Consider the following 13,578-nt stretch of genomic DNA (forward strand, 5'->3'; position numbering starts at 1 on the left):
TCGGCGAGCCGCGCCGAGGTGCAGCGCACGCCGGGGTGCGTGCTATCCTCGACACGATTGCGCCCTTGCTACCGTCGCCTGCGACAGGCAGGCGCACCAGAAATCGAAGAACCGTCCGAGGACACCATGAGACTGATTTTGTTGGGCGCCCCCGGGGCGGGCAAGGGCACACAAGCCACCTTCATCTGCCAGAAGTACGGCATTCCCCAGATCTCCACCGGCGACATGCTGCGCGCTGCCGTCAAGGCCGGCACCCCGCTCGGCCTGCAGGCCAAGGCCGTCATGGACGCCGGTGCACTGGTCAGCGACGATCTCATCATCAACCTCGTCAAGGAACGACTTGCGCAGCCCGACTGCAGCAACGGCTTCCTCTTCGACGGCTTTCCCCGAACCCTCCCGCAGGCCGACGCGATGCGCGCCGCCAACGTCAAGCTCGACTACGTGCTCGAGATCGACGTGCCTTTCGCGGACATCATCGAGCGCATGAGCGGGCGCCGCTCGCACCCGGCATCGGGCCGTACCTACCACATCAAGTTCAATCCGTCGAAGGTCGACGGCAAGGACGACGTCACCGGCGAGGATCTGATTCAGCGCGAGGACGACAAGGAAGAGACGGTCCGTCACCGCCTCGAGGTCTACAGCCGGCAGACTCGGCCGCTGGTCGACTACTACGCCGCCTGGGCCGAGGCGGAACCAGAGGCCGCGCCGAAGTACCGCGCCATCAGCGGCGTCGGCACGGTCGAGGAAATCACCCAGCGCGCCTTCGCCGCCCTGGCGAGCTGAGCTGATCAGGCCGGGCTGGAACGCAGCCCGTAGGCCTTGCCATCCACGAACAGATATTCGACGCGCATCACCGCATCCTTCTCTTCCTTGTGCGTGAAGCCCACCGCGGACACGGTGGTACCGGGCTTGACCTCGGCAAGCTTCCAGGCCTCCAGGCGTGTCAACGGCGCCAGTTCGAGCTCCCATTGCCGCTCGCTGCGCCTGGGCAGTTCGGCGCGGGCCAGCAGGCCTGCCCCATCGACAGGCGCGCTCTGTGCCGGCAGTGTGCGCTTCGCGAGGTCGGCAGGCACCTTGAGGCCGGGCGGCACCTCGATCACCAGCTCGGCATGCGGGTTCTGCCATTTAGTGCGCACGACCCTGCCCTCGAGATAGACGGGACGGTCCTGGTCGAAACTGCTCCAGCCATGGTGCGCCCAGGCAAGGCGGCTCGCGAGCGGCAGGGATGCGGCAACAGCGAGGATTCGGCGACGCTTCATGGGGATGGCTCCTTCATCTTTTCATTCAGTACGCGATCCAGCGGCCGCAGAACACGACGGCCAACCAGATCGCAGTAGACATCAGCATTTGTATCCGCGCCAGCGCATCGAGCTTCCGCAGGGAGGCGCGGGCATGAAACCACCCGGCATTGAAGCCCGCCGCCACCAGCAGCCCCATCTTGATCACGAAGGCACGATTGGCCAGCAGCTCGGTTGGCTGGGTGGCGAACATCATTGCGCCGCTGGCGGCAGCCAACCCGAAGCCGGTGAGCGCGATCGACAGCGACAAGCTGGCCATCGCAGCCACCGGCAACATGGCTGCGCGGCCGAACACCCGCATTTCGAGCGCGACCAGATTGCCGAGCAGTAGCGCGATGCCGACGATGTGCACGACCTCCAGCGAGGGATAGACCCAGGCGTGCGACTGAAGCGCTGAGAACATGCGCTCTGCCGCTCAGGAAGTGCCGACCCCGGAAGCCATCAGTTCCAGTATCAGGGCGATGCGCGCCTTGACCGGCGTCAGCCCGCCTGCATCGCGAAGCGCCGCGCCCGGCGTCGGAAGGATACGACCCTGCATGCAGCGGGTGGCCCGCACCACCATGATCCCCGCGCCCTGCGCCTGCAAGGCTGCCGCTTCCAGCGCCTCGTGGAGCGTGCCGTTGCCGGTCGCCGCAAGGACCAGGCCCTGCACGGCGTCTTCATCGCCAGCCGCCCGCTGAGCGACCAGTGCGCGGATGACGCCGCCGCCCGCCTCCGCGTGGCTCAGCAGGATCTCCACGCGCGGCCAGCGCGCCGCACGTGCCATTCGTTCGAAGGCTTGCCGTGCCGGATCAGGCGGCGAGAAGGGCCAGGGGCGAAGTGCGCGCAACACGCCCTCCTCCACGTACGCCACCGGCCCGGCATCGCCAGAAGAAAAGGCATCGATTCGATAGGTGTGAATCTTCTGCACGTCGAAGGCACTGTGGACTTGTCCAGCGCAGACCACCGTCACGCCCCGTGCCTCGGGGCTGAGGGCGACGGCCATCGCGTCCCGCACGTTCTGCGGTCCATCCGGCGTCAGCGCGGTTGCGGGCCGCATCGCGCAGGTCACGACGACGGGCTTGGCGGGCGCCAGCACCGATTGCAGGAAGAACGCGGTTTCTTCCAGCGTGTCGGTGCCGTGGGTAATCACCAGCCCTGCCACGTCGGGCTCAGCCAGCCAATGGGCGCAGCGTTCGGCCAGCCGGCGCCAGATCGGGAAGCTCATGTCCTTGCTGTCGACCTGCGCCACCTGCTCGGTCTGGACCGCCGCACCCGGCGGTGCCTCGATGCCCTCCAGCAACTCGGTCACGCCGACCTGGCCGGCGGTGTACCCGATGTTGTCTCTCGCCGACGCCGCGCGGCCGGCGATCGTGCCGCCCGTGCCCAGGACGATCACGCGGCGTTTGCTTTCTCTCGTCGAATCTGCCATCGCTTGCCAAAGTCCCGAAAACTGGTTAAAAATACAGATACTGGATGTTCAACCAGTATCGCAGGAGCCCCCATGCAGTTCGCCGCCAAGCTTACCGCCCGCCAGCAACAGATTCTGGACCTGATCCAAAGCGCCATCGCCCGTACCGGCGCACCGCCCACGCGTGCCGAAATCGCGGCGGAGTTGGGCTTCAAGTCTGCCAACGCCGCCGAAGAGCATCTCCAGGCGCTGGCCCGCAAGGGCGTGATCGAGCTGGTGAGCGGCACCTCTCGCGGCATCCGCCTCAAGGGCGATGCGCTGCGCTCGCTGAACGAATCGCGCAACAACCAGTACTCGCTCTCGCTGCCAGGCATGGCCCAGCTCGCGCTGCCGCTCATCGGCCGCGTCGCTGCCGGCTCGCCGATCCTGGCGCAGGAACATGTCGATCAGACCTACTACGTCGAGAACACGCTCTTCCAGCGCCAGCCCGACTATCTGCTCAAAGTACGCGGCATGTCCATGCGCGACGCCGGCATCATGGATGGCGACCTGCTCGCCGTGCAGGCCACCAAGGAGGCGCGAAACGGGCAGATCATCGTGGCCCGCCTGGGCGACGAGGTCACGGTCAAGCGCCTCAAGCGCAACAAGCAGGTCATCGAGCTTCACGCCGAGAACCCCGATTACCCCACCATCATCGTCCAGCCCGGCGAGCCTTTCGAGATTGAAGGCCTGGCCGTGGGCTTGATCCGCAACACGATGCTGATGTAGCACCGAAATGGCGAGGTGCACCCTGCACCTTGCAGCCACGGCCGCGACAGGTGGCGGGCGTATGGCCGAAGGGCCATCACCCTGCCGTGGCCGTCATTTAGCAATCCTGCCTGTGTTCAATCCCTGACTACATGGAGTTCACATGGGAATCGCTCTGCTCAGCTTCGCCGACCTGTTCGTGCCACTGCAATCGCTGGCCACCCGCTGGATGAAGCCGCGCCGCGCGCGCAAGTCGGTGCTCCGCTACGTGGGCATCCGGCCCAGTTGCGCGGTGCGGCCGGGCGCGCCGGTAGCCTCTCGCCAGGCCACTGCGCCTCGCACCCTGCGCGTGGTTCGCACGGTCGACGCCCAGCCCAGCGGCCAAGGCACGGGGCGGGTCCTGATCTCCGGCCGTATGGCGGATGTCTGCGCCGAGCTGGACCGTCTCGTGGCCCTGGAGGCCGCGGGCACGAGCCCGAGCGCCGGCCGGCTGCATTGAGCCTGCGTCCAGCCCAACCGTCCGCTCGCGGCCCACGCGGCCCACGCGGCACGCGCTGTACGCGCTGTACGCGCTGCACGCGCCGTTCACTTGGCCCGCGCAGCCCACTCGGCGTGTTGAGTTAACCCACGGGCATCCTGCGGCTCTGGCTGCCAGGCGCAGGCTCATGGATGGTGCGAGGCACAATGGCACGCCATGAACATCGTGATCCTCGACGACTACCAGGATGCAGTGCGCAAACTGCGCTGCGCATCCAAACTCGATGCGTATGCGGCCAAGGTCTATACCAACACCGTGAAGGGGATCGGGCAACTGTCCGTTCGACTCAAGGACGCCGACGTGATCGTGCTGATCCGCGAGCGCACCCAGATCACTCGCCAGTTGATCGAGAAACTGCCCAGACTCAAGCTCATCTCGCAGACCGGCCGCGCCGGGCAGCACATCGACATCAATGCCTGTACCGAGTACGGCGTGGCAGTCGCCGAAGGCACCGGCTCGCCGCTCGCGCCCGCCGAGCTGACCTGGGCGCTGATCATGGCGGCCATGCGTCGGCTGCCGCAGTACATCAGCAATCTCAAGCACGGCGCCTGGCAGCAATCGGGCCTCAAATCGGCCTCGATGCCGCCCAACTTCGGCCTCGGCTCGGTGCTCAAGGGCAAGACGCTCTGCATTTGGGGCTATGGCCGCATCGGCCAGCTGGTGGCGCGCTACGGGCAGGCCTTCGGCATGCAGGTCGTGATCTGGGGTCGCGAGGAAAGCTGTGCCCGCGCGCGGTCCGACGGCTTCCAGGTGGCGCCCAATCGCGAAGCCTTCTTCACCGCGGCCGACGTGCTCTCCGTCCATCTGCGGCTGACCGACGAAACCCGCGGCCTCGTGACGCTCGAGGACCTGTCCCGCATGAAGCCCTCCGCGCTCTTCGTCAACACCTCGCGCGCCGAGCTGGTCGAGCAGGATGCGCTACTCGCCGCACTCAATCGCGGCCGACCCGGCTTGGCGGCCATCGACGTGTTCGAGAGCGAGCCGCCCCTGCAGGGCCACGCGCTGCTGCGGCTGGAGAACTGCATCTGCACGCCGCATATCGGCTATGTCGAGCAGGACAGCTACGAGATGTACTTCGGGCAGGCCTTCGACAATGTGGTGAGCTTCATCAAGGGCAATCCGACCAACATCGTCAATCCCGGCGCGTTGCAGGTGCGGCGTTGAAGCGCCGCGGCCTGCCCGGCCCCAGTGTGTTGCCGGCCGGCAATTTCCCGATGTTCAGCGCTTCTTGACCGGCTTCGGTGCGATCTCGGCCTCGGTCTGCGGGTCGAAGAGTTCGAAATCGATCACGTGCGGATCGGCCGAGGGTGGCGGCGGCGGCTTGGGTGTCTCGATTGGCGCTCGCATGGTCTCGAAGGCCGTCCGGTCGAAGTCTTCCAGGTCGAGGTTGATGTCGGGCTGTACGTGAACCGAGTCGCGGCCCGGCACATCGGCCGGTGCCGAGGCCGGCAGTTCGGGCGACAGAACGGTCTCGTGGTCCAGCGTTTCGTCGATGACGCCATAGAGCGATGGTGGCAGTGTCGGCCCGGCGTCAATGGGCTCGGGCGGGCGCTCGGGCTCGATCGGCGCGGGGGCCGTCGGCATCTGGTCGTGCCCGAAGGTGTCGACGAAGGACTGCGGCGTGACCGGCGCAGGTGCAGTGCTGTCCGGGTCGATCACTTCCTTGGCCACTGAATAGAGCAGGAGCAGTTCCTGGTAGGCGGCCAGGTCGAAGGGCTCGTCCTCGTGCATGCCCGGCTTGCGGAAGATCAGTTCCTCGATCAATGCCAGGGTGCCGGGCGCCGGCCATTGCGCCTCGATGCGTGCCAGGGCGCTGCGGTAATGTTCCAGGCCCTTGCCCGTCTGATTGAACTCGTCGAAGGCCGGCACGGCGGCATTGAAGGCGCGCTCGAACTCCTCCGACAGGCGCGCGTAGTCTTCCCTGCGGTCCAGCGAATGGTAGATGCGCAGCAAGTCCAGGTAGGCCAGCGCGCTGGTACCGGGGTTGCTGGCGATGTGCTCGCGCAAGACGGCGATCGCCTGGTCATGCTGGCCCAGCGAGAGGAAGAAGTCGGACTGCTGCTGGACGTCGTAAAGCTCTTCGGTGTTCACCGGCCGCACGGGTATGCCATCGGGCGTGCGCGCAGGCGGAGGCACGGCCTCTTCTTCGTCTTCCTCCTCTTCGGCCACCAGGCCGGCGAAAGTGCTGGTGCCGAAGTTGGTGGCGTTCGCACTGCTGCCGCGGCCGGCCTTTCCGGCCAGGTCGTTATCGAGTTCGCCGAAGCTGTCGGGACGGGTCGGCCCTTCTTCGCTCGCGGCCGCGGGTTCCCGCCACCAGGCCGGCTCGGCGCGCCGGGCGGCCAGGCGCCACAGCATCAGAATCGCGATCAGCGCGAGCAGCAGCAAGCCGATCAGCGCGTAGACCAGCGGGTTGCTGTAGCGGCTTTCCCGCGCCTGGGCGAGTTCGGTGCGCAATTCCAGGAGGACGCGCTGGTTCTGTGCCGTCTGTTCGCGCAGGGTGGCCAGCGTCGCCTCGAGGGCCTTGATCCGCTCGCTCTCGACCTGGGATTCGCGCGGTGCCGCGCCGGCTTCGCCACCGAGCGCGCGCCAGTCCGCTGCGGCAGCGGCGCGGCGGGCCGGGTCCTCCGTCGCGGGCATGGCCAATTGCGTCGTCGTCTTGAGGCCAGGCTGGGCCACAGGCGCGGGCTCCAGCGCCTCGAGTTGAAGGCGGGGAGCACCGGCCGCCGTCTCGCGACGAGGCGGCGCGGGGGCGGCAGTCTGTGGTGCCGGCGTGCGCGGTGTGCTGGCGCGCGCAGCCGGCGATTGCACCGGACTTCGGGGCGCAGGTGCCGGTGCAGCGCTGCGCCGCGGCGGCGCGGATTCGGCATCCTGCGCCGATGCGCGCGGCACGGGCGCCGCCTGCCGCCGGACCGGCGCGCCGCCTTCGCCGTCGAACGAAGCGCCCGAACCTGAGGCTGCCGAACCTGCGGTTCTGCCTTGCGGCGCACGCACAGCCGCAGGGGCCTGCGCCTGCGCAATGATCGGCAGGGAGGACTGCGCTGGCACATCTGCCAGCAAGACGTAGCTGCGCGTCAGGCGCATCTCGCAACCGGCACGCACGCTCACGTTGACCACCGGCTCGTCGACACTGGCGGAGGACCGGATGCGAATCCGCGAATTGGCCGGGTTGGCCCCGGGCTCGAGCGAGACCCTCAGGCTGCCGTTCGGCATCGGGACCTCGCCCTGCACGACCTCGGCCTCGAGGCACAGCGAGCCACCGGCCTCGGCGGCGTCCAGTGCAAGCGGGATCACCACGTCCAGCGGCTTGCCGATCCAGACGGCACCCTGCGGGCGCCCGATGGTCAAGGCAGACGATTCAATCGCGAACCCGATAAAGAACAGGGCCGCAGCCAAACGTGGTAGTTGCAAAATGACTAACGAGATGAGTATTCGAAAGTAGACATATTCTGGCATGCCCGAAAGCGTGCCTTTTTCACCGAGGGACAATTATCAAATGACTGTGCAGTTTTCCAATGTAGGGATCGTCGGTGCAGGCGCCATGGGGCGCGGAATCGCTCAGATCGCGGCGCAGGCGGGGAGCGAGGTCTTCCTGCTCGACGCCTTCGAAGGAGCGGCCGCCCGCGGCCGCGATGCCATCCTCGCGCAATGGCGCAAATTGCTGGAGAGGGGCAAGCTGGACGAGGCGCGCTGCGAGATTCTGTCAGGTCGCCTCCACGTTGCCGACTCCATGCGGGCGCTGGCGGGTTGCGACCTCGTTGTCGAGGCGGTCGTGGAAGACATCGAGGTCAAGCGCAAGCTGTTCCGCGATCTCGAGGCAGTGGTGGCGCCCTCTGCCGTTCTCGCGACCAACACCTCCTCGCTCTCGGTCACCGCCATCGGCGCCGCCATGGCGAAGCCGGAGCGGATGGCCGGCTTCCATTTCTTCAACCCGGTCCCGTTGATGAAGGTGGTCGAGGTGGTGGCGGGCTTCAAAACCGACGCCGAGATCTGCCGCCGGCTCGCCAGCTTTGCGACCGAGATGGGCCATGCCGCCGTGCAGGCCAAGGATACGCCCGGCTTCATCGTCAACCATGCGGGCCGTGGCTATGGCACCGAGGCCCTGCGCGTCGCCGGCGAAGGCGTGGCCGACTTCGCCACCATCGACCGGATCCTCAAGGACCAGGCCGGTTTCCGCCTCGGACCTTTCGAATTGCTGGACCTGACGGCGCTCGACGTCTCCCACCCGGTGATGGAGTCGATCTACCGCCAGTACTACGACGAGCCGCGCTACCGGCCGAGCGTGATCACGGCGCAGCGGCTTGCCGCCGGAGCGCTTGGGCGCAAGACGGGCGAAGGCTTTTACCGCTATGTCGACGGCGCCCCCCAGATAGCCCCGGAGCCGTCCGCACCGGTGATCGAGGGCCATCCCTCGGTCTGGATCTCGCCCCGGGCCGCGCGGCGGCCGGAACTGCTGCGGCTCGTGCATGCACTGGGGGCTCAGCTCGAAAGCGGTGCGACGCCCTCCTCCGCGGCCCTGATCCTGGTCGCGCCGCTGGGCTTCGACGTCACCACCGTCGCCGCTGTCGACCGGCTGGACGCGACGCGCACGGTCGGCATCGACCTGATGGTGGATGACGCCGCCACCAAGCGCCGCGTACTGGCGACCAACCCGGCCACGCGACCGGACATGCGCGATGCCGCCCACGCGCTGTTCGCGCGCGACGGCAAGGCCGTCAGCGTGATCCGCGACAGCGCCGGCTTCGTCACGCAGCGGGTGATCGGCACCATCGTGAACATCGCGGCCGACATGTGCCAGCAGCGGGTCTGCACCCCGGCCGACCTCGACCTCGCGGTCAAGCTGGGCCTGGGCTATCCGCAGGGGCCGCTGGCGATGGGCGACCTGTACGGACCGACCAACGTCCTGGAAGTGCTGTTCAACATGCAGACCGTCTACGGCGACCCGCGTTACCGCCCCAGTCCCTGGTTGCGCCGCCGCGGCGCGCTGGGCTTGAGCCTGACCCATCCCGAAGAGTAGACACACCTCGACAGAGGCAAGGACGAAAAGAGCCGATCCGATGACCGCAGAACTCAAGAGCACGACCGAGGGCAGCACCATGGTGCTGACCCTGTCCAATCCCTCGCAGCGCAACGCGCTCGGGCCCGAGATGTACGCCGCAGGCGTCGAGGCGCTCAACGGCGCCGAGAACAACAGCGAGATCCGCAGCGTGGTGCTGGTGGGCGAAGGCACCTGGTTCTGTGCCGGGGGCTCCCTGCAACGCCTGCTTGGCAACCGCGAGCGCGAGCCTGCGGTGCAGGCCCAGAGCATCGACGCGCTGCACAACTGGATCGATTCGATCCGCACCTTCCCCAAACCGGTGATCGCGGCGGTCGAGGGTGCCGCGGCCGGTGCCGGGTTCTCCCTCGCCATGGCCTGCGACATGATCGTCGCGGCCCGCGACGCGGTGTTCGCGGCCTCCTACAGCAGCGTCGCGCTGTCGCCGGACGGCGGGCTGAGCTGGCACCTGGCGCAGATGCTGCCGCGCCAGATCGCGACCGAATGGCTGATGCTGGGCGGGCGCATCGAGGCCGCACGGCTGCACGCCCTCGGCGTGATCAACGAGCTCACCGAGAACGGGCAGGCCCTGGCGGCCGCGCTCGCACTGGCCGAGCGCCTGGGCGAACGCGCGCCCAACTCGCTGGCCAGCATCAAGGAGCTGCTGAGCGACGGCCGGGGTGCCACCCTCAGCGCGCAGCTCTCGCAGGAACGGGACCACTTCGTGCGCAACCTGCACCATCCCAACGCCGGCATCGGCATCAACGCTTTTCTGTCCAAGGAAAAGCCGCGCTTCGAGTAGCGCCGCGTCGCTCGGGCGACATGCCCGGACATTTCAGTCACGCACAGGACAGTCCATGGACGAGCCCATTCTTACCATCGAAGAACGAGAAGCGATCAATGGTGGTCGTTGGTTCTCTTCACTCTCACCTTCTCTGCGTCACGACATTCTTCGATGCACCTTCGTCAAGCGCTTCAAGGACGGCGACCTGATCGCGGCTCGCGGCGACCCGCCCGAGCAGTGGATCGCCTGTGCCAAGGGCGCGGTGCGGGTGAGTTCGACCGCAGTGTCGGGCAAGCAGGTGACACTGACCTACGTGGAGCCCGGGATCTGGTTCGGCGATATCGCGATGTTCGACGGGGACCGGCGCACGCACGACGCCTATGCGCATGGCGACACCACGATCGTCTGCGTGGCGCGGGCGGATTTCCAGAAGATCCTGGCCACGCACGTCGAGCTCTACGAAGCGTTGATGCGCTTGCAGGCGCGGCGGCTGCGCCAGCTCTTCGGGCTGGTGGAAGATCTCAACACCCTGCCCCTGCGGGCCCGCCTGGCCAAGCAGTTGGTCCACCTGGTGCGCAGCTACGGCGTGCCGAACCTGGCGGACGGCAGCCAGATGCGCATCGGCCTGCATCTTGCGCAGGAGGAACTGGCCCAGTTGCTGGGCGCCTCCCGTCAGCGCGTCAACCAGGAGCTCAAGGCCATGGAGCGCGAGGACGTGATCCGCATCGAGCCCGGTGGGCTGGTGGTGCTGGACCGCGCCGCGCTGATGCGCATCTCGGAAGCCGACGAACAATAGCCCAACGCAGCGCGCAGACTGCAGAGACCGCAGAGACATGACCCAGGACTTCGACAGCTTCGTCGGCACCCGCGCCGTATCCCAGCAACATCTCTTCGACGTCGATGCGCTGACCGCGTGGCTCGAAAAGAACCTCGACGGGTTCAAGGGTCCGCTCACGGTCGAGATGTTCAAGGGTGGGCAGTCCAACCCCACCTACAAGCTGCTGACGCCCGGCCGGACGTACGTGATGCGCGCCAAGCCCGGGCCGGTCGCGAAGCTGCTGCCCTCCGCGCATGCGATCGAGCGCGAGTTCAAGGTCATGCGCGGATTGGCCGGGACCGACGTGCCGGTGCCGAAGATGCTGTGCCTGTGCGAAGACGAGAGCGTCATCGGCCGCGCCTTCTACCTCATGGAGTTCATGGACGGCCGGGTGCTCTGGGACCAGTCCCTGCCCGGCATGAGCAACGCGCAGCGCGATGCCATCTACGACGAGATGAACCGCGTCATCGCCGCGCTGCACACGGTCAAGTTCGCCGAGCGCGGCCTGGCCGACTACGGCAAGCCCGGCAACTACTTCGAGCGCCAGATCGGGCGCTGGAGCAAGCAGTACAAGGCCTCGACCGACGGCGCCGGCGAGCTGTCGCAGCCGATCGACGAAATGGAGCGCCTGATCGACTGGCTGCCCGCGCACATGCCCGCGAGCGCACGCGACGAGAGCAAGGTCTCGATCGTGCATGGCGACTACCGCCTGGACAACGTGATGTTCCATGCCTCCGAACCACGCATCATCGCGGTGCTCGACTGGGAGCTGTCGACGCTGGGCCATCCGCTGGCCGACTTCAGCTACCACTGCATGTCGTGGCACATGCCGCCCAGCACCGGCCGCGGCATCGGCGGCTTGGACGTAGCGGCACTGGGCATTCCCACCGAAGCCGAATACATCCGCCGCTATTGCGCACGCACCGGCATCAGCACGCCCGAGGCGCTGGCGCCCGACTGGAACTTTTACCAGGCCTACAACCTGTTCCGCATGGCCGCGATCCTGCAGGGCATCGCCAAGCGCGTCGAGGCGGGCACCGCCTCCAGCGAGCAGGCCGTGGCCTCCGCCCGCGGCGCACGGCCGATGGCCGCGATGGCCTGGCAGTTCGCCCAACGCGCCTGACGGCGTCCTACCCCTTTTCCCACCGGAGACACCCATGGATTTCGACTATTCGGCCAAGACCAAGGACTTGCAGGCGCGCGTCAGCGCGTTCATGGAAGCCCACATCTACCCCGCCGAGGCTGAATACGCGGCCGAACTGGCGGCGAACACCGCCGCCGGCAAACGCTGGACCCCGCTGCAGACCATCGAGAAGCTCAAGCAGAAGGCCAAGAGCCAGGGCCTGTGGAACCTGTTCCTGCCGGTCGACAGTGCCGAGGTCTCGGGCTACAAGGGTGCCGGCCTCACCAACCAGGAATACGCGCCGCTGGCCGAACTCATGGGCCGCGTGCCATGGGCTCCCGAGGTGTTCAACTGCTCGGCACCGGACACCGGCAACATGGAGACCATCGCCCGCTACGGCTCCGACGAAATCAAGGCGCGCTGGCTCAAGCCGCTGCTGGAAGGCGAGATCCGCTCGGCCTTCGCGATGACCGAGCCCGAGGTCGCCTCGAGCGACGCGACCAACATCTCGACCCGCATCGAACGCCAGGGCGACGAGTACGTCATCAACGGCCACAAGTGGTGGATCTCAGGCGCGGCCGATCCGCGCTGCAAGGTCTTCATCACCATGGGCAAGACCGACCCCGACGCACCGAAGCATTCGCAGCAGAGCATGATCGTCGTGCCGGCCGATGCCAAGGGCATCCGCATCGTGCGGCCGCTCAACGTGATGGGCTACGACGACGCGCCGCACGGCCACGTCGAGATGTACTTCGAGAACGTGCGCGTGCCGGCCGGCAACATCCTGCTGGGCGAAGGCCGTGGCTTCGAAATCGCGCAAGGTCGCCTGGGCCCGGGACGCATTCATCACTGCATGCGCCTGATCGGCCTGGCCGAGCGCGCACTCGAGCTGATGTGCCGGCGCGCCTCCTCGCGCGTGGCCTTCGGCAAGACCGTGGCTTCGCAGACCGTGACGCAGGAACGCATCGCCGAGGCCCGCTGCAAGATCGACATGGCGCGCCTGCTTACGCTCAAGGCCGCCTGGCTGATGGATGTGGCCGGCAACAAGGTGGCCAAGACCGAGATCGCGATGATCAAGGTGGTGGCGCCCAACATGGCTTGCCAGGTGATCGACTGGGCCATGCAGGCGCACGGCGGCGGTGGCATGTGCGACGACTTCCCACTCGCCTACGCCTATGCCGGCGCGCGGACGCTGCGCTTCGCGGACGGCCCGGACGAGGTGCACCGCAATGCCATCGCCAAGTGGGAACTGGGCAAGTACGGCGCTGCGAAGGTGGACGACGCCATGCCCGTCACCCGCTTCTGACCGGCCGCCGGCGCCGCAGGACCGCCGCCGCGCCCCAGGCGCCGGCGGTCTTTTTTCTGGGGCCTACAGCTTTTTCTGGAGAAACAAGGCCTGGCCGAAGGCCGGATCGAGCTGGTAGCCGGCGAAGCCCTCCCGCTCGTAGGCACGCAACGCGCTGCGGTTGCCTGAGAGCACTTCTAGCGTGAGCTTGCAGGCGCCGCGCGCCCGGGCTTCCGCCTCGACGCGCGCGAACATGCGCTGGGCAACGCGCTGCCCGCGATGGCTGGGCAGCACGACCACGTCGTGCACGTTCACCAGCGGCCTGCAGGCGAAGGTGGAAAAGCCTTCGATGCAGTTGACCAGGCCGACAGCCTGGTCGCCGTCATAGGCCAGCACGCTGAAGGCCTGAGGCCGTGCTGCCAGCGCCGCGGGCAGCTCGGCCAGCACCTCCGGCGCGAGCGGCGTGCCGCCGCCCGCCGGGTCGCGTGCATAGCTGTCGAGCAGGCCCACCACCGCCTCGGCGTGGACCGGGTCGCGATAGTCGGCCAGGAGGACTTTGACCAT

General features: G+C 67.4%; 14 protein-coding genes. 9 read left to right on the forward strand and 5 right to left on the reverse strand.

Annotation, left to right across the window (positions count from 1 at the left end; genetic code table 11):
- The first annotated feature begins 126 nt into the window (after nt 1-126).
- Complete coding sequence (adk, locus tag ABEA07_RS14645) at nt 127-783, forward strand: adenylate kinase (RefSeq protein WP_345538718.1); 657 nt, start codon at nt 127-129, stop codon at nt 781-783.
- Between the two features lie 5 nt (nt 784-788).
- On the opposite strand, the gene ABEA07_RS14650 is transcribed toward adk, so the two are convergent.
- From ABEA07_RS14650 to ABEA07_RS14660, 3 genes are read right to left on the reverse strand one after another with little or no spacing between them, the layout of a single operon-like run.
- Nucleotides 789-1,259: a DUF6152 family protein gene (locus tag ABEA07_RS14650; RefSeq protein WP_345538720.1), complete on the reverse strand. Its 471-nt coding sequence runs from the start codon at nt 1,257-1,259 to the stop codon at nt 789-791.
- 25 nt (nt 1,260-1,284) lie between these two features.
- Complete coding sequence (locus ABEA07_RS14655; protein ID WP_345538721.1) at nt 1,285-1,701, reverse strand: hypothetical protein; 417 nt, start codon at nt 1,699-1,701, stop codon at nt 1,285-1,287.
- A 12-nt stretch (nt 1,702-1,713) separates the two neighbouring features.
- Nucleotides 1,714-2,709 carry an asparaginase gene (locus tag ABEA07_RS14660; RefSeq protein ID WP_345538723.1) on the reverse strand — a complete coding sequence of 332 codons (996 nt, stop codon included), beginning with the start codon at nt 2,707-2,709 and terminating at the stop codon, nt 1,714-1,716.
- 72 nt (nt 2,710-2,781) lie between these two features.
- Here ABEA07_RS14660 and lexA point away from each other — a divergent pair, with 72 nt between their 5' ends.
- The 3 genes from lexA (at nt 2,782) to ABEA07_RS14675 (ending at nt 5,137) form a co-directional block, all read left to right on the forward strand.
- Nucleotides 2,782-3,456 (forward strand): transcriptional repressor LexA, encoded by a 675-nt coding sequence (gene lexA / locus ABEA07_RS14665; RefSeq protein ID WP_086922819.1) that lies wholly within the window; start codon nt 2,782-2,784, stop codon nt 3,454-3,456.
- Between the two features lie 142 nt (nt 3,457-3,598).
- Entirely contained in the window at nt 3,599-3,934 is a 336-nt protein-coding gene (locus ABEA07_RS14670; RefSeq protein WP_345538727.1) for a hypothetical protein, read from the forward strand.
- A gap of 195 nt (nt 3,935-4,129) precedes the next feature.
- A complete protein-coding gene (locus ABEA07_RS14675) occupies nt 4,130-5,137 on the forward strand; it encodes a D-2-hydroxyacid dehydrogenase family protein (protein WP_345538728.1) in 1,008 nt (335 codons plus the stop codon).
- Between the two features lie 54 nt (nt 5,138-5,191).
- On the opposite strand, the gene ABEA07_RS14680 is transcribed toward ABEA07_RS14675, so the two are convergent.
- On the reverse strand, nt 5,192-7,318 hold the full coding sequence (locus ABEA07_RS14680; RefSeq protein ID WP_345538729.1) for a type IV pilus assembly protein FimV: 2,127 nt from the start codon (nt 7,316-7,318) through the stop codon (nt 5,192-5,194).
- A gap of 148 nt (nt 7,319-7,466) precedes the next feature.
- Here ABEA07_RS14680 and ABEA07_RS14685 point away from each other — a divergent pair, with 148 nt between their 5' ends.
- From ABEA07_RS14685 to ABEA07_RS14705, 5 genes are read left to right on the forward strand one after another with little or no spacing between them, the layout of a single operon-like run.
- Complete coding sequence (locus ABEA07_RS14685) at nt 7,467-8,987, forward strand: 3-hydroxyacyl-CoA dehydrogenase (RefSeq protein ID WP_345538730.1); 1,521 nt, start codon at nt 7,467-7,469, stop codon at nt 8,985-8,987.
- A gap of 40 nt (nt 8,988-9,027) precedes the next feature.
- Complete coding sequence (locus ABEA07_RS14690; RefSeq protein ID WP_345538731.1) at nt 9,028-9,807, forward strand: oxepin-CoA hydrolase, alternative type; 780 nt, start codon at nt 9,028-9,030, stop codon at nt 9,805-9,807.
- Nucleotides 9,808-9,862: 55 nt separating this feature from the next.
- A complete protein-coding gene (locus ABEA07_RS14695; RefSeq protein ID WP_345538732.1) occupies nt 9,863-10,585 on the forward strand; it encodes a Crp/Fnr family transcriptional regulator in 723 nt (240 codons plus the stop codon).
- 37 nt (nt 10,586-10,622) lie between these two features.
- Entirely contained in the window at nt 10,623-11,729 is a 1,107-nt protein-coding gene (locus ABEA07_RS14700; protein WP_345538733.1) for a phosphotransferase, read from the forward strand.
- Nucleotides 11,730-11,763: 34 nt separating this feature from the next.
- Complete coding sequence (locus ABEA07_RS14705) at nt 11,764-13,035, forward strand: acyl-CoA dehydrogenase family protein (RefSeq protein ID WP_345538734.1); 1,272 nt, start codon at nt 11,764-11,766, stop codon at nt 13,033-13,035.
- Nucleotides 13,036-13,098: 63 nt separating this feature from the next.
- Here the strand turns inward: ABEA07_RS14705 and ABEA07_RS14710 are convergent, their stop codons facing one another.
- Nucleotides 13,099-13,578, reverse strand: coding sequence for a GNAT family N-acetyltransferase (locus ABEA07_RS14710; protein ID WP_345538735.1), 480 nt, complete (start codon nt 13,576-13,578; stop codon nt 13,099-13,101).

Source organism: Variovorax defluvii (genome assembly GCF_039541515.1).
Classification (GTDB): Bacteria; Pseudomonadota; Gammaproteobacteria; order Burkholderiales; family Burkholderiaceae_C; genus Variovorax; species Variovorax defluvii.